Origin of the sequence: Flexivirga aerilata (assembly GCF_013002715.1) — a bacterium.
Taxonomy (GTDB): domain Bacteria; phylum Actinomycetota; class Actinomycetes; order Actinomycetales; family Dermatophilaceae; genus Flexivirga; species Flexivirga aerilata.
The window spans coordinates 543,647-560,466 of sequence record NZ_JABENB010000002.1 but is presented as its reverse complement, the minus strand read 5'-3'; the positions used below and the strand labels follow the sequence as shown (position 1 = coordinate 560,466).

At 70.1% G+C, this 16,820-nt stretch carries 15 protein-coding genes; 9 read left to right on the top strand and 6 right to left on the bottom strand.

Features of this window, described 5'->3' with window-relative positions; genetic code table 11:
* Positions 1 to 67: 67 nt before the first annotated feature.
* From HJ588_RS14475 to HJ588_RS14460, 4 genes are all read right to left on the bottom strand, one after another.
* A complete protein-coding gene (locus tag HJ588_RS14475) occupies positions 68 to 538 on the bottom strand; it encodes a hotdog fold domain-containing protein (RefSeq protein ID WP_171156778.1) in 471 nt (156 codons plus the stop codon).
* Positions 539 to 577: 39 nt separating this feature from the next.
* The gene (gene trmB / locus HJ588_RS14470; RefSeq protein ID WP_171156776.1) at positions 578 to 1,285 is read right to left on the bottom strand and encodes a tRNA (guanosine(46)-N7)-methyltransferase TrmB; all 708 of its coding nucleotides are present in this window, start codon (positions 1,283 to 1,285) and stop codon (positions 578 to 580) included.
* Between the two features lie 63 nt (positions 1,286 to 1,348).
* Positions 1,349 to 3,196 (bottom strand): translation elongation factor 4, encoded by a 1,848-nt coding sequence (gene lepA / locus HJ588_RS14465; protein ID WP_171156774.1) that lies wholly within the window; start codon positions 3,194 to 3,196, stop codon positions 1,349 to 1,351.
* Positions 3,197 to 3,293: 97 nt separating this feature from the next.
* Complete coding sequence (locus tag HJ588_RS14460) at positions 3,294 to 4,535, bottom strand: MFS transporter (RefSeq protein WP_171156771.1); 1,242 nt, start codon at positions 4,533 to 4,535, stop codon at positions 3,294 to 3,296.
* A 194-nt stretch (positions 4,536 to 4,729) separates the two neighbouring features.
* Here HJ588_RS14460 and aceB point away from each other — a divergent pair, with 194 nt between their 5' ends.
* The 8 genes from aceB to HJ588_RS14420 all read left to right on the top strand — a co-directional run bounded on the left by aceB (position 4,730) and on the right by HJ588_RS14420 (position 14,356).
* Positions 4,730 to 6,337, top strand: coding sequence for a malate synthase A (gene aceB, locus HJ588_RS14455; protein ID WP_171156769.1), 1,608 nt, complete (start codon positions 4,730 to 4,732; stop codon positions 6,335 to 6,337).
* 4 nt (positions 6,338 to 6,341) lie between these two features.
* On the top strand, positions 6,342 to 7,811 hold the full coding sequence (locus HJ588_RS14450) for an FAD-linked oxidase C-terminal domain-containing protein (protein WP_171156767.1): 1,470 nt from the start codon (positions 6,342 to 6,344) through the stop codon (positions 7,809 to 7,811).
* Positions 7,812 to 9,032, top strand: a complete 1,221-nt coding sequence (locus HJ588_RS14445; RefSeq protein ID WP_212755955.1) for an FAD-binding oxidoreductase — start codon at positions 7,812 to 7,814, stop codon at positions 9,030 to 9,032.
* Positions 9,032 to 10,387, top strand: coding sequence for a (Fe-S)-binding protein (locus tag HJ588_RS14440; RefSeq protein WP_171156765.1), 1,356 nt, complete (start codon positions 9,032 to 9,034; stop codon positions 10,385 to 10,387). The genes HJ588_RS14445 and HJ588_RS14440 overlap by 1 nt, the downstream gene beginning before the upstream one ends.
* Entirely contained in the window at positions 10,384 to 11,151 is a 768-nt protein-coding gene (locus HJ588_RS14435) for an IclR family transcriptional regulator (protein ID WP_171156762.1), read from the top strand. Before HJ588_RS14440 ends, HJ588_RS14435 begins: the two co-directional genes overlap by 4 nt.
* Entirely contained in the window at positions 11,138 to 11,566 is a 429-nt protein-coding gene (locus HJ588_RS14430) for a type II toxin-antitoxin system PemK/MazF family toxin (RefSeq protein WP_171156759.1), read from the top strand. Before HJ588_RS14435 ends, HJ588_RS14430 begins: the two co-directional genes overlap by 14 nt.
* 135 nt (positions 11,567 to 11,701) lie before the next feature.
* Positions 11,702 to 13,033: an acyl-CoA dehydrogenase family protein gene (locus HJ588_RS14425; protein WP_171156757.1), complete on the top strand. Its 1,332-nt coding sequence runs from the start codon at positions 11,702 to 11,704 to the stop codon at positions 13,031 to 13,033.
* Between the two features lie 72 nt (positions 13,034 to 13,105).
* Positions 13,106 to 14,356, top strand: a complete 1,251-nt coding sequence (locus tag HJ588_RS14420) for an acyl-CoA dehydrogenase family protein (RefSeq protein WP_171156755.1) — start codon at positions 13,106 to 13,108, stop codon at positions 14,354 to 14,356.
* A gap of 356 nt (positions 14,357 to 14,712) precedes the next feature.
* Here the strand turns inward: HJ588_RS14420 and HJ588_RS14415 are convergent, their stop codons facing one another.
* Together HJ588_RS14415 and HJ588_RS14410 are read right to left on the bottom strand one after the other, a co-directional pair.
* Positions 14,713 to 14,862, bottom strand: a complete 150-nt coding sequence (locus tag HJ588_RS14415) for a hypothetical protein (protein ID WP_171156753.1) — start codon at positions 14,860 to 14,862, stop codon at positions 14,713 to 14,715.
* 148 nt (positions 14,863 to 15,010) lie between these two features.
* On the bottom strand, positions 15,011 to 15,361 hold the full coding sequence (locus HJ588_RS14410; protein WP_171156751.1) for a GntR family transcriptional regulator: 351 nt from the start codon (positions 15,359 to 15,361) through the stop codon (positions 15,011 to 15,013).
* A gap of 129 nt (positions 15,362 to 15,490) precedes the next feature.
* On the opposite strand from HJ588_RS14410, the gene HJ588_RS14405 reads away from it, so the two are divergent.
* Positions 15,491 to 16,819, top strand: coding sequence for a sugar ABC transporter substrate-binding protein (locus tag HJ588_RS14405; protein WP_171156748.1), 1,329 nt, complete (start codon positions 15,491 to 15,493; stop codon positions 16,817 to 16,819).
* Position 16,820 lies beyond the last annotated feature (1 nt).

The following is a 16,820-nucleotide window of genomic DNA, read 5'->3' as shown; positions in this document are numbered from 1 at the left end:
CCGACCGTCCCTGACCCGACCGCCCGACAACGAGCCCGACCGGAAGCCGGGCGCCCGCCATACCGGCTCAGCCGCGCGGGTTGTCGGTGACCCAGATCGGGATGTGGCCGGTGACCACCTCGGTCCCGTCCCCGAGACGACCGGTGAGGCGCACCGTGACCTCGTGCGGACGCGGCTTGTCCCAGTCGACCGGGTCGGTCTCGGCGATGCACTCGACGGCACTGGTCACCTTGGCGAGGTAGTGCAGCTCGATTCCCTTGGGAATCCAGCGAGTTCCGGGCTTGACCGTCGCCTCGGCCAGCAGACCCATCGCCGCCTCCATGCCGTTGGCGACCGCGATCGCGTGGATCGTGCCGATGTGGTTGTGCACGCCCCACCATTTGCGGATCCGCACGACCGCGCGGTTCGGTGCCATCTCGAGCACCTGCGGCTGCACGGTGGAGAAGTAGGGCGCGCGCAGCATGAAGCCGATGCCGAACACCTGCTTGCCGAGCGGGCGGGCCGACAGTCGCCGGTAGAGCTGGTAGGTCGAGGTCATGCCGGCATGTTACTCATGAGTAACCGCCGGCCGCGACCCTCAGTCGCGAATTGCCTCGACGTCGCGCACCACGCGCCCCACCCGCAAACCCTTGCGCTCGAAGCGCGTGAGCACCCGGCCGTCGAAGCGAGGTGCGAAGCCGCCGTGGTCACCGCGCGGGTCGACCTCCGGGTCGCCGGGGTCGGCCAGCCGGCCGGCATGCGGATTGCGCAGTGCAGGGCAGCCCTCGACGACGTCGCGGATCTGCCAGGCGTAATCGGACCAGTCGGTCGCAAGCCGCCAAACACCTTGCGGCTCAAGGAGTGCGGCGACCCTGTCAGCAAACTCGGGCTGCACCAGCCGGCGCTTGTGATGCTTGGTCTTGGGCCACGGGTCGGGGAAGAACGTCCACAACTCACGCACGCTGCCGTCGCCGAGCATCGCCGGCAGGGCCTGCGCCGCGTCCGCACAGATCAGCCGGACGTTGCGCACGTCCTCGTGCACCGCCTTGGCGATCGTCTGCGCGACGCCCGGGCGCCATACCTCGACGGCGAGGAAGTCGAGCTCCGGATGCTCCTGCGCCGCGTGTACGACGCAGTCACCCCCGCCCGAGCCGATCTCGACGACCAGCGGCGCCGACCTGCCGAACGCCTCCGCCACGTCGAGCCGGTAGGCCGGGTCGACCAGCGTGCCCTCCCCCAGCATCGGCACATCGATCAGGTATGACGAGCCGTGCTCGGCGAGCGCGCGATGATGCCGGGGAGGCATGCGCCCACCACGGCGGGTGAACGACCGCGTGCGCGCCGCCGGACCCGAAAACGCCTCGGACACCTACTTCTTCGCCTTCTCGACGGCGCTGCCGTCCTGGGACAGCGCGGCGATGAAGGCCTCCTGCGGCACCTCGACCGACCCGACCATCTTCATCCGCTTCTTGCCCTCCTTCTGCTTCTCGAGCAGCTTGCGCTTGCGGCTGATGTCGCCGCCGTAGCACTTGGCGAGCACGTCCTTGCGGATGGCGCGGATGGTCTCGCGGGCGATCACCCGCGAGCCGATGGCCGCCTGGATCGGCACCTCGAACTGCTGCCGCGGGATGAGGTCCTTGAGCTTGCCGGCCATCATCACGCCGTAGGCGTAGGCCTTGTCCCGGTGCACGATCGTGGAGAACGCGTCGACCTTGTCGCCCTGCAGGAGCACGTCGACCTTGACCAGGTCGGCGGTCTGCTCACCGTCGGGTTCGTAGTCGAGAGAGGCATATCCGCGGGTCTTGGACTTCAGCGCGTCGAAGAAGTCGAAGACGATCTCGGCGAGCGGCAGGGTGTAGCGCATCTCGACCCGCTCGGGCGAGAGGTAGTCCATGCCGAGCAGGTTGCCGCGCCGCGACTGGCACAGCTCCATGATCGAGCCGATGAACTCGCTGGGCGCCAAAATCGTTGCGCGCACTACGGGTTCGGTGATCGAGGCGATCTTGCCCTCGGGGAACTCACTCGGGTTGGTCACGGTGACCGTGCGGTCATCGTCGAGGGTCACGTCGTAGACCACGCTCGGCAGCGTGGAGATCAGGTCGAGATCGAACTCCCGCTCCAGCCGCTCCCGGACGATCTCCAGGTGCAGCATGCCGAGGAAGCCGACCCGGAAGCCGAAGCCGAGCGCCGCGGAGGTCTCGGGCTCGTAGACCAGCGCGGCATCGTTGAGCTTCAGCTTGTCCAGCGCGTCACGCAGGATCGGGTAGTCGGAGCCGTCGATCGGGTAGAGCCCGGAGAAGACCATCGGCTTCGGGTCCTGGTAACCGCCGAGGGCCTCGGTCGCGCCGTCGCGAGCGGAGGTCACGGTGTCACCGACCCGCGACTGACGGACGTCCTTCACCCCGGTGATCAGGTAGCCGACCTCGCCGACCCCGAGACCCTTCGCAGGCACCGGCTCCGGTGAGATCACCCCGATTTCGAGGAGTTCGTGGGTCGCCCGGGTCGACATCATCTCGATGCGCTCGCGCGGCTTGAGCTCACCGTCCACGACCCGCACGTAGGTGACCACGCCGCGATAGGTGTCGTAGACGGAGTCGAAGATCATCGCCCGCGCGGGGGCGTCGGCGTTGCCGACGGGCGGCGGGAACTGTCGCACGATCTCGTCGAGCAGTTCCTCGACGCCGGCGCCGGTCTTACCCGAGACCTTGAGCACGTCGCCCGGGTCGCAGCCGATCAGGCCGGCGAGCTCCTCGGCATACCGCTCCGGCTGCGCGGCCGGCAGGTCGATCTTGTTGAGCACCGGGATGATCGTGAGGTCGTTCTCCATCGCCAGGTAGAGGTTGGCGAGCGTCTGCGCCTCGATGCCCTGCGCGGCGTCGACCAGCAGCACCGCGCCCTCGCACGCCGCCAGCGAGCGCGACACCTCGTAGGTGAAGTCGACGTGCCCGGGGGTGTCGATCATGTTGAGGCAGTAGGTCTTGTCCTCGAGCTCCCACGGCATCCGCACCGCCTGGCTCTTGATCGTGATGCCGCGCTCCCGCTCGATGTCCATGCGGTCGAGGTATTGCGCGCGCATCGCCCGCTCCTCGACCACACCGGTGATCTGCAGCATGCGGTCGGCCAGGGTGGACTTGCCGTGGTCGATGTGGGCGATGATGCAGAAGTTGCGGATCAGGTCCGGCGGCGTCGCGGCAGGTTGCAGCGCGTTGCGGGCCATGGGTGACAAGTGACTACCTCGGGGTGTGCCGGGCTTGCGTGGTGACTCTCCAGTCTCCCACGACGCGCGCCATCGCCCCGAATCGGTGCGCGGCGGGTCAGGCCGCGGACGCGGCGGTACGCCGGGCCAACAGCGCCGACACGACGGTGATCCCGACGCCGCCGAGCGCGAGGAACGCACCGAGCCGGCTCGGCCACTCGTAGCCGAGGCCGTGCGACAGCACGAGGCTGCCGAGCCAGGCGCCGAGCGCGTTGGCGATGTTGAGCGTCGAGTGATTGAGCGCGGCGGCCAGCGACTGACCCTCGTGCGCGACGTCCATCAGCCGCGTCTGCAGCATCGGCACCAGCAGGGACGGCAGCAGGCCGAGCAGGAACACTCCGAGCACCGCGGTCGGCTTCTGGTGGGCCATCGGCCCGAACAGCGCGAGCAGGACCGCGATCGCGATCAGCGAGCCGAACATGCCGCGCATCATGCCGAGCGCTGCGACGCGTCCGGCGAGGACCGCGCCCACCGTCATACCGACGCCGTAGACGACCAGCAGGATCGGCACCGCGCGGTCGCCGAAGCCGGCGAGTTCGGTCATCGTCGGGGTGATGTAGGAGAAGGTGGCGAACATGCCGCCGAAGCCGACGGTGCCGATGCCGAGGGTGAGCCACACCTGCGGTCCCTTGAGCGCCCGCAACTCGCCCCGCGGCGAGGCGGCGACGTCGGCCGGCTGGCGCGGCACCCACAGCCACACCGCCCCGATCGTGACCAGCGCGAGCAGCCCGACGAACGCGTAGGGCCACTCCCAGCCGAGGTGCTGGCCGAGCACGGTGGCGAGCGGCACGCCGACGATGTTGGCGACGGTCAGGCCGGCGATCATCATCGACACCGCCCAGGTGCGGCGTTCGCGGCTGACCAGGGACGCGGCCACGACCGAGCCGATCCCGAAGAACGCGCCGTGCGGCAGCCCACTCACGAACCGGGCGATCATCAGCGTGACGTAGTTGGGCGCGAGCGCGGACCCGATGTTGCCGGCCGCGAAGGCGACCATCAGCCAGACCAGCACCTGTTTGCGCGGCGCTCTCGCCGCGAGCGTGGCGATGGTGGGAGCACCGACCACCACCCCCAGGGCGTATGCCGAGACGACGTGACCGGCGGTGGGAATGCTGATGCCCACCCCGTCCGCGATCTGCGGAAGCAGTCCCATGGTGACGAATTCGGTTGTACCGATTGCAAATCCGCCCAGTGCCAGCGCGAAGAGCGCCAGTCCGAGGTGCGTGCTGCGGGGAGCGCGCGGCGCACGGTCTGCCAGTTCGTCGTCGCAGATGTCGTGCAGGGCGGTTTGTTCGGTCACCGATCCAGTGTTCCGGCGCGGGCCGGTTACTGGCGAGTCAGAAGGGCCGGACGTGAGCGGATTCACGCCATACAGGCGTGGTCTCCACGCGACCCCCACCGTGAGTGAGGGCGCCCGGCTGTGGGTAGTATTTTCCACGGAGCGAGCCAGTCTTTCCGCATCATGAAAAGATGCCTACGAGCACGGAGGTGCGCATGTCAGACACGACCGGTTTGGAATTGCCCGAGGGCGTGGAGGTCACCGGCCCGGTGAAGGAGCGCTACGCCGAGATCCTCAGCCCGCAGGCGCTGGAGCTGATCGCCACGCTGCACCGCGAGCTGAACGGCCGGCGGCTGGAGGCGCTCACGGCGCGCGAGGAGCGCGTCGCCAAGGTCGCCGCGGGCGAGGACCTGGGCTTCCTCGAGGAGACCCGGTCGGTGCGGGAGGACCCGAGCTGGAAGGTCGCGCCGCTCGCACCGGGCCTGGAGGACCGCCGCGTCGAGATGACCGGTCCCACCGACCGCAAGATGACGATCAACGCGCTCAACTCCGGCGCGAAGGCGTGGCTGGCCGACCAGGAGGACGCCAACACCCCGATGTGGGAGAACGTCGTCGAGGGCCCGCTCAACCTCAAGGACGCGCTCGACGGCACGATCGACTTCACCAGCCCGGAGGGCAAGGAGTACAAGCTCGTCGAGGCGGACAAGCAGCCCACGATCATCGTCCGGCCGCGCGGCTGGCACCTGCCGGAGAAGCACATCCTGGTCGACGGCGAGGAGACGTCCGGGTCGCTGGTCGACTTCGCGCTCTACTTCGTGGCCAATGCCCAGAAGCAGATCGACCGCGGCAAGGGCCCCTACTTCTACCTGCCGAAGATGGAGAGCCACAAGGAGGCCCGGCTCTGGAACGACGCGTTCGTCATTGCGCAGGACGCGCTCGGCATCCCGCAGGGCACGATCCGGGCGACCTGCCTGATCGAGACGCTGCCGGCCGCGTTCGAGATGGAGGAGATCCTCTACGAGCTGCGCGACCACTCCTCCGGCCTCAACGCCGGCCGCTGGGACTACCTCTTCTCGGTGATCAAGACCTACCGAACCCGCGGCGCGGACTACATCGTGCCCGACCGCAACACCGTGACGATGACCGTGCCGTTCATGCGCGCCTACACCGAGCTGCTGGTGCGCACCTGCCACAAGCGCGGCGCGTCCGCGATCGGCGGCATGGCGGCGTTCATCCCGAGCAAGGACGAGGCAGTCAACACCGCGGCCTACGAGAAGGTCACCGACGACAAGACCCGTGAGGCGACCGACGGCTTCGACGGCTCGTGGGTGGCGCACCCGGCGATGGTCGAGACCTGCTTCACCGTCTTCGACGACATCCTCGGCGGCAAGCCCAACCAGATCGAGGACAAGCAGCGCGAGGACGTGTCGGTCGAGGCGGCCCAGCTGCTCGACGTGAAGTCGACGCCGGGCGAGGTCACCTCTGCCGGACTGCGCAGCAACATCGACGTGGCCCTGCAATACCTGCGCACCTGGCTCACCGGCCGGGGCGCGGTCGGCATCCACAACCTGATGGAGGACGCCGCGACCGCCGAGATCAGCCGCTCGCAGATCTGGCAGCAGATCAAGAACGAGGTGAAGCTGGCCGACACCGGCGAGACGGTGACCAAGGACATGGTGCTGAAGCTCGTCGACGAGGTGATCGCCGAACTGCCAGGCGAGGCAAGCGATTACGACGACGCGAAGGCGACCTTCCTGGAGGTCGCGGTGGCCGACGACTACGCCGCCTTCCTCACCCTGCCGGCCTACGAGCGGATGGCCTGAGCGTATGCCGCAGGCAGCGCCGATCGCGGCCGTCGCAGCACGGCTGCGATCGGCGCTGCCCACCGGCGCGGTCATCGACGACCCGACGCAACTGGCGACCTACGACTGCGACGGGCTGCTGCACTACCGCGTCAGCCCGGCGCTGGTCGTGCTCGCGAAGAGCGCCGACGACGTGCAGCTGGCGGTCCGCGCGTGCGTGGAGCACGACGTGCCGTTCGTGGCGCGCGGCTCGGGCACGGGCCTGTCCGGTGGCGCGCTCCCCCACGCCGACGGCGTGCTCATCGTGATGAGCGGCTTCCGCGAGATCCGTGCGGTCTCCCCGCGCGACCAGCGGGCGGTCGTCGACCCGGGAGTCATCAATCTGGCCGTGTCGCAGCGCACCCGGCCGGACGGCTACTACTTCGCGCCCGACCCGTCGAGCCAGCAGATCTGCACGATCGGCGGCAACGTCGCGGAGAACTCCGGCGGCGCGCACTGCCTGAAGTATGGCTTCACCGCGACCCACGTGCTGTCCGCCGAGGTCGTCACGCCCGACGGAGAGCGCACCATGCTCGGCACCACCGCGCCGGACGCTCCCGGCTACGACGTGCTCGGCGCGTTCGTCGGGTCCGAGGGCACGCTCGGCATCGCGACCGAGGTCACCGTGCGGTTGCTGCGCAACCCGCAGAGCGTGCAGACGTTCCTCGCCGGCTTCGCCGACTGCAACGCGGCCGGAGCCGCGGTGTCGGCGATCATCGGGGCCGGCATCGTGCCGGCCGCGATCGAGATGATGGACGCGCTCGCGATCGAGGCGGCCGAGGCAGCCGTCTCCTGCAACTACCCGCCGGGAGCCGGCGGGGTGCTGGTCGTCGAGCTCGACGGCCCGGAGCACGAGGTGGAGGCCGAGCTCGCCGCGGCCGAGCACCACTGCCGGGAGGCCGGGGCCTTCGAGATCCGGGTCGCCGCCAATGACACTGAGCGGCAAGCAATCTGGCGCGGCCGCAAGTCGGCCTTCGCCGCCGTTGGGCGGATCAGCCCGGACTACATCGTGCAGGACGGCGTCATCCCCCGCACCGCGCTGCCGGAGGTGCTCCGGCAGATGGGCGAGCTGGCCGCCGAGCGCGGTGTGCGGGTCGCCAACGTCTTCCACGCCGGCGACGGCAACCTCCACCCGCTCGTGCTCTTCGACGAGCAGGTGCCCGGTCAGGGCGACGCCGCGGAGGACGCCTCGGGGGCGATCCTCGACCTGTGTCTGGCGCACGGCGGCTCGATCACCGGCGAGCACGGCGTCGGCTCCGACAAGGCCAAGCACATGCCGAAGATGTTCACCGAGGACGATCTGGACACCATGCAGCTGGTGCGCTGCGCGTTCGACCCGCAGGGCATCTCCAACCCCGGCAAGGTCTTCCCGACGCCGCGCCTCTGCGGTGAGGTGCCCGGCAAGCGCAAGGCCGCACACCCGGCGCAGCAGGCCGGCCTGGGCGAGGTGTTCTGAGTGGCGCTGCTGGACGACCTGCGGTCGCACGATATCGACGTGCGCGCCGGCACCCCCGGCGACGCCGTCGACGGCCGGGTCCCGCGTCTCGTCGCCCGACCGGGCTCCACCGAGCAGGTCTCGGCGACGATGCGCGCCGCGCACGCTGTGGGGGCGGTCACGATGGTGCGCGGCAACGGCAGCAAACTGCGCTGGGGCGCGCCGGCGACCGAGGCCGACCTGCTCGTGGACGTCCGCGGCATGCGCACGCTCCTGGAGCACCAGCCGGGTGATCTCATCGTGCGTGCCGAGGCCGGTATGCCGCTGGCCGATCTGCAGGAGCAGTTGCGGGCCAGTGGTCAGCGTCTCGGGGTCGACGAACCGGTCGCGGGGACGACGCTCGGCGGCCTAATCGCGAGCAATGCCAGCGGTCCTCGCCGGTTGCACACCGGCACCGTGCGTGACCTGCTGATCGGCGTGACCGTCGTGCTGGCCGACGGCACGGTCGCGCACTCCGGTGGCAAGGTCGTCAAGAACGTCGCCGGTTACGACCTCTGCAAGCTGATGACCGGCTCGTTCGGCACGCTCGCGGTGGTGACCGAGGCGACCTTCCGGTTGCACCCGGCGCCGGACGCTTCGGGCTGGGCCACGGTGCGGGTCGACCGCGACGGCCTGGAGCCGCTCCTCGAGCGGCTCTGCCGCACCCAGCTCGCCCCTGCCGCACTCGAGATCGACGCTCCCCCAGGCGATTCCGTCACCGTAGCGCTGCTCGTCGAGGGCACCACCGCCGGAGTGCCGGGGCGGCTCGCAGCCGCCCGCGCCGAGATCGGCGACGACGCGGAGCTGGTCGACGACCTCGACTGGCCGTGGCTTTACCCCTTCGGCACCGACGGCGACCACACCGGACTGAAGATCACCTGCACCCTGGGTGGGGTGGCCACCCTCACCGCCGGCGCGACCGATCTCGGTCTGCACGTGCGCGGTTCGGCCGGCACCGGGGTGCTCTACGCGGCGCTGCCGCCCGGCGCCGATGCGGTCGAGGTCGCCGCCGCCCTCGACACCCTGCGGCCGCTCGCCGCCGACCACGGTGGCGCGGTCGTGGTGCTCGACGCGCCCCGTGCCGTGCGCGACGCGGTCGACGTGTGGGGCCCGGTGCCGGCGACGCCGATCATGCGGCGGCTCAAGGACCAGTTCGACCCCGCCGCGCTGCTCGCGCCCGGCCGATTCGTGGGAGGCATCTGATGACCGAGGTCACGCGGGCCGGTGCGTTCGACGCGCACAAGCCGCCGTCACCCGAGCTGATCTCGGACTGCGTGCACTGCGGCTTCTGCCTCACGACCTGCCCGACCTACGTGCTCTGGGGCGAGGAGATGGACTCCCCGCGCGGCCGCATCCACCTCATGCAGGCGGGCAACGAGGGCACCCCGATGACCGACGAGATGGCCGGTCACTTCGACGCCTGCCTGGGCTGCATGGCGTGCGTCACCGCCTGTCCCAGCGGCGTGCAATATGACCGGCTGCTCGAACAGACCCGCGCGCAGGTCGAACGCAACCATCCACGCAGCAGAGCCGAAAAGGCGCTGCGCGAAACGATTTTCAAGCTCTTCCCCTACCCGGACCGACTGCGCAGGCTCCGCGGACCATTGCGTATGACGCAGCGCCTCGGCCTCGACCGGCGACTGTGCTCCACCGGGCTGCTCGAGCGCTTCCTGCCCGGCCTCGCCGCGATGGAACGCCTCACCCCAGCCCTCGGACCCGCGCAGACGCTCCCGGCGGAGGTGCCTGCGGCCGGGCCCGAGCGCGAGGTCGTCGCCCTGCTGAAGGGCTGCGTGCAGGACGTCTTCTTCTCCGACGTGAACGCGGCGACCGCCCGCGTGCTCGCCGCCGAGGGGTGCCGCGTCGTCATACCGCAGGACCAGGGGTGTTGCGGTGCGCTGTCGAGTCACTCGGGCCGCGAGCCGGAGGCGCAGCGTTTCGCCCGCTCCACGATGGCCTCCTTCGCCGACGCCGGGGAGCCCGGGGACGCTGGCGAGGCTGGGAAGGCGACGACGGTCGTCACCAACGCGGCCGGCTGCGGCAGCGCGATGAAGGACTACGCCTACCTCTTCGAGGGCGAATCCGACGCAGCGGCAAGCCGATCCGCGGAGTCGTTCGGTGCCCGGGTGCAGGACCTGAGCGAGGTGCTGACCCGGCTCGGCACGGTCGCCGAGCGGCATCCGCTGCCGATCACCGTCGCCTACCACGACGCCTGCCACCTGGGTCACGCCCAGGGCGTGCGCGATCAGCCGCGCGAGCTGCTGCGCGAGATCCCCGGGCTGCGTCTGGTGGAGATCCCCGACGCGGCCATCTGCTGCGGCTCGGCGGGGATCTACAACATCCTCAACCCGGAGCCGGCGGCGCAGCTCGGCGAGAAGAAGGCCCGCGACATCCTCAGCACCGGCGCCGACCTGATCGTCACCGCCAATCCCGGTTGCCTGATGCAGATCGCCACCGCGCTGGACCGGCTCGGCAGGCCGGTGCCGATGGCGCACACCGCGATCGTGCTCGATGCCTCGATCCGCGGGCTGCCGGTCGACGCGCTGCTCGGTGCACGATGACCGAGCAGGCGCAGTCACGCCGGCCCGGCGTGCAGGCCATCGACCGGGCGCTCGACCTGGTCGAGGCGCTCGGTCAGGGGCGGCCGCGCGGGGTCAGCGAGCTCGCCGTGGAGACGGGGCTGCCGGTCGGCACCGTGCACCGGATCCTCGCCACCCTCACCGAGCGCGGCTACGTCGTCCAGGACGACGAGCGCAAGTATGTCGTCGGGCCCTCGGCGCTGCGCCTGGCCGACCTCAGCCGCCAGAGTGTCGCCGCGATCGGATTGCCCTTCGCCCGACGACTCACGGCGATCTTCGGCGAGTCGGCGAATGTCGCTGTGCAGCATGGCAATTCGATGGTGTATGTCGCGCAGTCGCCCTCCCCGCACTCGCTACGGATCTTCGCCGAGGTGGGCCGCATGGTGCCGATGCACAGCACCGCCGTCGGCAAGGCGACGCTTGCCGCGCTCGGGCCGAACGAGGCCTCCGCGCTCATCGACCGGCTCGATCTGCGCGCCGCGACCCGGCATACGATCACCGACCGCGTCGACCTGAGCGCCGAGCTCAGCGCGGTGCGCGCCAAGGGCTACGCGATCGACGAGGAGGAGCAGGAGATCGGGGTGCGCTGCGTCGCCGCCGTCGCACCGGGACCGCAGTGGCCCTACGCTGCCTTGTCGGTGTCCGGCCCGACCGAACGCTTCGACCGGGCGACCGCCGAACGCGCGGGACCCGAGATCGCGGCCGTGGCAAGGGAATTCGGAAAGGCACTCGATGGCTCCGCCTGACCCGGCATACCCCGGTGACTTTCGGGGCGTGCCGCCGCTGGACTACGCCCCGAAGCCGGACGGCCGGCCCGACCCGGGCGAGATCGTCTGGGGCTGGGTGCCCTACGAGGAAGACTTCACCCGCGGCAAGGACCGACCGGTGCTGCTCGTCGGTCGCGATGCGCAGTGGCTGCTCGGGCTGATGCTCACCAGCAAGGACCACGACCGCGACGAGGAGCAGGAGCGCCGCGCGGGCCGCCTCTGGTGCGACATCGGCACCGGCGACTGGGACCCGCACCGCCGGGCCAGCGAGGTGCGGGTCAACCGGGTGATCCGGCTGGCCGAAGAAGCGATCCGGCGCGAGGGCGCGGTGCTGCCGCGCGACCGGTTCGAGATCGTGGCGACCGCCGTGCGGGCGGCGTTCGGGAGCCGCTGAGCAAGATTTCTGCCGGAGAAAGTACCCGATACTCATTGTTTCCGGTACCGTAAGTACGCGTAACTCTGAGTGATCCGGGTCAGGCGCTGCGCGCGAGAGCCACGCACGGGCACCGGAACCGATCGAAAGGCAGACATGAGCAACCTGCACGGAAAGCCGACCCTGGCCGATCGCGGCCAGTCCTTCGGGATGCGGCTGATCACCAGGGCCGGCGGCCTGGAGGCCATGAAGAACCCCGCACTGCGGGCCAAGATCGAGAAGGTGCTCTACCGCGGCGCCCGGCAGGGCTTCAAGGCCCAGACGGTCGCCGGCCGCGCCTTCGCCAAGAAGTCGGGCTCCGGTGAGCCGACCCGGTCCAAGCCGGCCAAGCAGCGCATCGAGTTCGACCTCTCCCCCAACGACGACCAGGACATGATCCGCGAGGCCGCTCGCGAGCTCGCCGACGAGGTGCTGCGCCCGGCCGCCGCACAGGCCGACACCGACCGCACGGTGCCGGACAAGGTCCGCGACCAGGCCGCGCAGATGGGCATGACGCTGCTCGGCGTGCCGACCGACCTCGGCGGCGTTGCCGAGGAGGCATCAGCGGTGACCGGCGTGCTCGTCGTCGAGGAGCTGGCCCGTGGCGACATGGGTCTCGCGGTCGCGGTGATGTCATCTGCCGCCGTCGCGAACGCCCTTGTCAACTATGGCGATTCGGACCAGCAGGCGACCTACCTGCCGCCGTTCACCGACGAGAAGGAGCCGGCCACCGGCGCCCTCGCCATCATGGAGCCGCAGCCGCTCTTCGACCCGGCCAAGCCGCAGACCACCGGCACCGTCGAGGGTGACCAGCTGGTGCTCAACGGCCACAAGGCGCTGGTGCCCGGTGCCGACTCGGCCGACCTCTTCATCGTCTCGGCCCTGGTCGACGGCGAGCCGCGCCTGGTCATCGTGCCCCCGGGCACCGAGGGCCTGACCACCACCGACGACCCGGCCATGGGCATCCGCGCCGCGCACACCGGCGCGCTGCACCTGGCGGACGTGCGGGTGCCGAAGGCCAACCTGCTCGGCACCACCGCGGACCACGCCGACGCGGTCGCCCGCGGCCGGCTCGCCTGGGCCGCCGCCGCGGTCGGCACCTCGCAGGCGATCCTCGACCAGCTGAAGACCTACACCAAGGAGCGCAAGGCGTTCGGCGAGCCGATCGCCTACCGCCAGGCGGTCGCCTTCACCGTTGCCAACATTGCGATCGAGCTGGAGGGCCTGCGCCTCGTCGTATGGCGCGCCGCTGCCCGTCTCGACCGCGACGTCGACGCGTCGGAGCAGATCGCGCACGCCCGGGCGCTCACCGCCAAGCACTGCGCCCAGATCGGCTCCGACGGCGTGCAGCTGCTCGGCGGCCACGGCTTCGTGAAGGAGTTCGACAACGAGCGCTGGTATCGCGACCTGCGCGGTGCGGGCCTGCTCGAGGGCGTCCTTCTTGTATGACGGGGCGACCATCGTCCGAGCAGCTCCCGTCATACCTCCCGAAAACTCTTTTGTGACAAAGGATTTGAAGCAATGATCGATCTTGAGGTTCCGAAAAAGTTCGTGCCGCTGGTCAAGCAGGCGGCTGGCCTCGCCGACGAGGTGTTCCGCCCGATCAGCCGCAAGTACGACCTGGCCGAGCACGAGTATCCGCGCGAGCTGGACCTGATGTCGGCGCTCATCGACGGGCTGTCCGACTCCGGCGCATCGCAGGGCGCCGGAGCGCGCACCACCAGCGGTGGCGGCGCCAAGGAGGAGCCGGCCGGCGTCGGCGCGGGCACCAAGGCCAAGTCCGGCAAGGGCAACAAGAACGGCTCCAACCTGTCGTCGGTGCTGTCGATCATGGAGACCTGCCGCGGCGATGTCGGGCTGACCCTGTCGATCCCCCGCCAGGGCCTCGGCAACGCCGCGATCGCGGCGGTCGCCAACGACGAGCAGAAGGAGCGCTACGGCACCAAGTGGGCCGCGATGGCGATCACCGAGCCGGACACCGGCTCGGACTCCGGCGCGATCCGCACCACCGCGACCAAGGACGGCGACGAATACGTCCTCAACGGCGAGAAGATCTTCGTCACCAGCGGCGAGCGCGCCGAGCTCGTGGTCGTGTGGGCGACGCTCGACCGGTCGCTCGGCAAGCAGGCGATCAAGTCGTTCGTGGTGAGCCGCGACAACCCGGGGCTGAAGCTGGTGCGGCTGGAGCACAAGCTCGGCATCCGCGCGTCGGACACCGCAGCGTTCACGCTCGACAACTGCCGGGTGCCCGCACAGGACCTGCTCGGTGACCCGGAGATCCGCATCGAGGGCGGCTTCGGCGGCGCGATGCAGACCTTCGACAACACCCGCCCGCTCGTGGCCGCGATGGCCGTCGGCCTGGCGCGCGCGTCGCTCGACCTGGCGACCGAGCTGCTCGGGAAGGCCGGGGTGAAGCCCGACCCGACAGCGCCGCTGCACTCCCAGTCGCACGCCGCCGCCCGCCTGCTGCAGATGGAGGCCGACTACGAGTCGGCCTACCTGCTCACGCTCCGCGCCGCGTGGATGGCCGACAACGGCAAGCCCAACTCGATGCAGGCGTCGATGGCCAAGGCCAAGGCCGGCCGCACCTGCGTCGACATCGCGCTGCAGTGCGTGGAGCTGTGCGGTGCGAGCGGGTATGCCGAGACCGAGCTGCTCGAGAAGTGGGCACGCGACTCCAAGATCCTCGACATCTTCGAGGGCACCCAGCAGATCCAGCTGCTCGTCGTCGCACGGCGCCAGCTCGAGCTCAGCTCCAGTGAGCTGAAGTAGCTGGCCGAGTAGGCCGAGCCGCACTCACGCTGGCCGAGTAGGCCGAGCCGCACTCACGCTGGTCGAGTAGGCCGAGCCGCACTCACGCTGGTCGAGTAGGCCGAGCCGCACTCACGCTGGCCGAGTAGGCCGAGCCGCTAGACAAGCCACCCCATGCTGGTCGAGTAGGCCGAGCCACCCCATGCTGGTCGAGTAGGCCGAGCCGCTAGACAAGCCACCCCATGCTGGTCGAGTAGGCCGAGCCGCTAGGCGAGGCCGTATCGAGACCAGCATGCGAAAGGCCCGCTCCCCCAAAGGGATCGGGCCTTTTGTCTTACCGGCGTTGTATGCCGGCGGGCCGGCTCAGTGCAGGTGCGTCAGCGCGTGACGTCCTGCGAGCGCTGCATCGCGATGAGCAGGTCCTCGCGTGCCGAGGGAGTCGAGGCGCTGTCGATCGCGCGCATCAGGGCGCGACGGCTGCGGGCGGACTCACGGCGGGAGCGGATGGCGTGGGCGAGCGAGGTCATGCTGGGGTCTCTCCTTTGAGACGTTCGGTGTCGAGAACTTCGATATCGAAAACCCTATCCCGGCGTCCGGTATTCCCGCCACTCCAGCGATGGTGAGATCGCGCACACCCGCGCGGGCGTACGTCACGCGCGCGCCGCGGCATACCGACTAGGGCGTGAGGGCCGCCCGCACCAGCTTCACCAGCTGCTCGTCGTCGAGGCCGAGCGGCCGCACCCGGTCGGCGAAGGCGGCGGCCGCCTCCGCCGCGAGCGCCACCGGCCCGCCCGTCGCGGCGACGCGGGTGCCGGACCGACCGGCGGTCTCGATCAGGCCCGCCTGCTCCAGCTGGGTGTAGGCCTTGGCGACGGTGCCCGGCGCGACGTGCAGCTCGGCGGCGAGGGCCCGCACCGACGGCAGCCGGGTCCCCGCGGCGAGCTCCCCGGAGTCGATCCCCGCCGACACCTGGTCGCAAATCTGCTGGTACGGCGGGGTGTCCACCGCGTCGTCGATGCGGAACATGCGCCCATCGTCCCACCCGCGACGCGCGCGAAAGATTTTTCCCGATGTGTCGGCATTACGGAGCAATTTTTCTCTAGGGTCGGTCGATAAGCCGCGTACGTCAGGCGGCAGGACCACGGGAGGAACACCATGCGCACCAGCACAGCCGCACTTGTCGCGTCCGTCACGGCTCTCAGCTTCGCCCTCGCCGGTTGCGGCGACAGCGGCGGTTCGGGCAGCACCGGCGGCGCGGGCGGCGCAGGCGGCTCCGGCTCGGGAGCCGCGGCCGGCGGCAGCAAGTCGCTCACCTTCTGGGTGATGAAGGGCACCAACCCCGACGCCTCGAAGTTCTACGCCGCCGCGAAGGCGGAGTTCAAGAAGCAGACCGGCGCCACGCTCAACATCCAGGAGGTCGAGTGGGCCGACGCGCACGACCGCCTGGTCCGCTCCTTCGCGGCCGGCAACGGCCCGGACGTGTCCGAGATCGGCACCACCTGGACCCCGGAGTTCGCCGCGGTCGGCGGCCTCGCCGACGTCACCCAGCAGGTCGGCTCCTCCGGCACCGGCAAGGACGAGCTGCAGGCGTTGAAGGACTCCGCGACCTACGACGGCAAGCAGTACGGCGTGGGCTGGTATGCCGGGGTCCGCGGCATCGTCTACCGCAAGGACGTCTTCAGCAAGGCCGGCATCACTCCCCCGACCAACTGGGCGCAGCTGCAGCAGGCGGTCAAGACGCTGAAGGCCAAGGAGCCGAGCATGACGCCGTTCCCGATCGCGGGCGGATCGTCATACGCCTCAGCGCCTTTCATCTGGGGCGACGGCGGTGACTTCGCCACCAAGGACGGCGGCAAGTGGAAGGGCGCGCTCGACAGCACGAAGGCACGCGACGGCCTCAACTTCTACACCGGGCTCGCGCTCAAGGACGGCTCGTCGACCACCGCCGCCTCGACCTGGAAGGAGACCGACCTGCTCGACTCCTTCGCCAAGGGCAAGTCGGCGATGGTCATCCAGGGCAACTGGACGCCGAAGACGGTCGAGGAGCAGAACCCCGAGCTCAAGGGCAAGATCGGGGCCTTCGCCATACCCGGCAAGGACGGCGGCCTCGCGCCGGCGTTCGTCGGCGGGTCCAACCTGGCGATCATGGCCAAGAGCAAGAACCCCGACCTGGCCTGGAAGTTCGTCCAGCTGATGACGAGCGGCACGCTCGCCAAGCAGTGGGCCGACGCGAGCGGGTTCTTCCCGACCACCACCAGCCTGCTCAAGACGTATGCCGGCAGCTCCGATCCGCTGGTCGCGCCCTTCGCCAAGGCGATGCTCGAGGCCGGCCGCAACGTGCCCAACGCGCCGCAGTGGGGCACGGTCGAGGGCAACAAGACGATCAGCCAGATGCTGCAGTCGATCCTCACCGGCACCTCGGTCGATGCCGCGACGACCAAGGCGTCGCAGTCGATCACCGCGACCCTCAACAGCACGAGCTGAT

What these genes read in the sequence shown, in the direction of transcription:
- HJ588_RS14415 (WP_171156753.1), bottom strand. Translation starts at nt 14,862, where the DNA reads ATGACCTCGCTCGCCCACGCCATCCGCTCCCGCCGTGAGTCCGCCCGC.
- HJ588_RS14410 (WP_171156751.1), bottom strand. Translation starts at nt 15,361, where the DNA reads ATGTTCCGCATCGACGACGCGGTGGACACCCCGCCGTACCAGCAGATT.
- HJ588_RS14450 (WP_171156767.1), top strand. Translation starts at nt 6,342, where the DNA reads ATGCCGCAGGCAGCGCCGATCGCGGCCGTCGCAGCACGGCTGCGATCG.
- HJ588_RS14405 (WP_171156748.1), top strand. Translation starts at nt 15,491, where the DNA reads ATGCGCACCAGCACAGCCGCACTTGTCGCGTCCGTCACGGCTCTCAGC.
- HJ588_RS14440 (WP_171156765.1), top strand. Translation starts at nt 9,032, where the DNA reads ATGACCGAGGTCACGCGGGCCGGTGCGTTCGACGCGCACAAGCCGCCG.
- HJ588_RS14420 (WP_171156755.1), top strand. Translation starts at nt 13,106, where the DNA reads ATGATCGATCTTGAGGTTCCGAAAAAGTTCGTGCCGCTGGTCAAGCAG.
- HJ588_RS14475 (WP_171156778.1), bottom strand. Translation starts at nt 538, where the DNA reads ATGACCTCGACCTACCAGCTCTACCGGCGACTGTCGGCCCGCCCGCTC.
- HJ588_RS14430 (WP_171156759.1), top strand. Translation starts at nt 11,138, where the DNA reads ATGGCTCCGCCTGACCCGGCATACCCCGGTGACTTTCGGGGCGTGCCG.
- HJ588_RS14435 (WP_171156762.1), top strand. Translation starts at nt 10,384, where the DNA reads ATGACCGAGCAGGCGCAGTCACGCCGGCCCGGCGTGCAGGCCATCGAC.
- aceB (WP_171156769.1), top strand. Translation starts at nt 4,730, where the DNA reads ATGTCAGACACGACCGGTTTGGAATTGCCCGAGGGCGTGGAGGTCACC.
- trmB (WP_171156776.1), bottom strand. Translation starts at nt 1,285, where the DNA reads ATGCCTCCCCGGCATCATCGCGCGCTCGCCGAGCACGGCTCGTCATAC.
- lepA (WP_171156774.1), bottom strand. Translation starts at nt 3,196, where the DNA reads ATGGCCCGCAACGCGCTGCAACCTGCCGCGACGCCGCCGGACCTGATC.
- HJ588_RS14425 (WP_171156757.1), top strand. Translation starts at nt 11,702, where the DNA reads ATGAGCAACCTGCACGGAAAGCCGACCCTGGCCGATCGCGGCCAGTCC.